Raw genomic sequence first — 1,519 nt, 5'->3', positions numbered from 1 at the left:
CTTGCAGTTACCCACAAATGTCTTTGGCCCTGAGAAAGGTCTTGCTCCTGAGGAATCTGCCGTGATTCCTTGTCTGGCACCTTCAGTCAAACAGGTGCGGATATGGGGCAGAGTTGGGTGGACGCGGAAACGGCCGGCTGTGATTTGGGAGACGAACGGCTGAACCGGCGGCTTGGAGCAATGCTTGAGGCGCTCGGGCAACGACCGGGCAAATCGTTGCCCACGGCCTTTCAGGACTGGTCGAACACCAAGGCCGCCTATCGCTTCTTCTCCAATGGCAATGTCAGTGAAGACAAGATCATGGAGGGTCATTTCGCGGCCTCCGCGTTGCGGATCAGGGCCACCGATGGCCCAATCCTGATCCTGCAGGACACCACGGAATTCTCCTTCAAACGCTCGGTGCCGGAGAAGATCGGCTTCACGAAGATATCGACCGGTCGCAAGCTGGAGGAAGGGCGTTACCAGAAGCATGCGGTCTGCGGCTTGCTGATGCATGCCAGTCTGGCGATCACGCCCGACGGCCTGCCGCTCGGCCTGACCGCTGCCAAGTTCTGGTCGCGGTCCAAGTTCAAGGGGACGGCCGCGCTCAAGCGTCGGATCAATCCAACCCGGGTTCCGATCGAGCAGAAGGAAAGCATGCGCTGGCTCGACAATCTGCGCCTGTCCACCAAACGGGCTGGTGCGCCCGAGCGCTGCGTGCATATCGGCGACCGGGAAAGCGACATTTACGAACTCTACTGTCTGGCCGAAGACCTCGGGACTGGCTTTCTGGTGCGCAGTTGCGTCGACCGCCTGGCAGAGGACGGCAATACGACCATCTCCAAGGTGATGGCGCAGATCCAAGCCAGCGGGACCCACGAGATCGGGTTCCGGGATGCGCAGGGTCAGGCCCATCGCGCGGTGCTGACAATCCGGCATGCTACGATGACCGTCCGCCCGCCGATCGGCAAGCAGCGGAAATACCAACACCAAACCCTTCAGATCATCCATGCCGAGGAGCTTGATCCGCCGGAAGGGCGCCCGCCCGTCTTCTGGAAACTGATCACGAACCTGCCGGTGGAAAGCCATGCGCAGGCCGTGCACAAGCTCGAATGGTATGCGCTGCGCTGGAAAATCGAGACCTTCTTCAGAACCCTGAAGACCGGCTGCCGGATCGAGGATATCCGCCTCGCCACCGCCGATCGCCTGGCCAATTGCATCGCCCTGTGCTGCATCGTGGCCTGGCGTGTGTCATGGCTGACGATGCTCAGTCGCGGCACGCAGAGCGCAACGGCAGCAGCCGTCTTCACCGAAGCCGAACGCGGCTTGCTCGAACGCGCAACGCCGGACCGAAAACGCGACGGTCCGCGTGACCTCGACTTCTATGTCAGAGCGATTGCCCGTCTCGGGGGATATCTCGACCGTGCAGCCGATCCACCGCCAGGCACGACCGTCATCTGGCGCGGCTTCGCACGCCTCGCTGATCTCATTGAAGGCGCACGCATCGCAACCAACCCAGGCATTTGTGGGTAACTGCAAG

General features: G+C 61.5%; 1 protein-coding gene. It reads left to right on the top strand.

Annotated elements, in window-relative coordinates; genetic code table 11:
- The first annotated feature begins 117 nt into the window (after positions 1-117).
- Entirely contained in the window at positions 118-1,512 is a 1,395-nt protein-coding gene (locus tag IEX25_RS19700) for an IS4 family transposase (RefSeq protein ID WP_229665526.1), read from the top strand.
- Positions 1,513-1,519: the final 7 nt, after the last annotated feature.

The organism is Paracoccus acridae (genome assembly GCF_014642735.1).
Classification (GTDB): domain Bacteria; phylum Pseudomonadota; class Alphaproteobacteria; order Rhodobacterales; family Rhodobacteraceae; genus Paracoccus; species Paracoccus acridae.
This window is presented reverse-complemented; position numbering and strand designations above follow the sequence as displayed.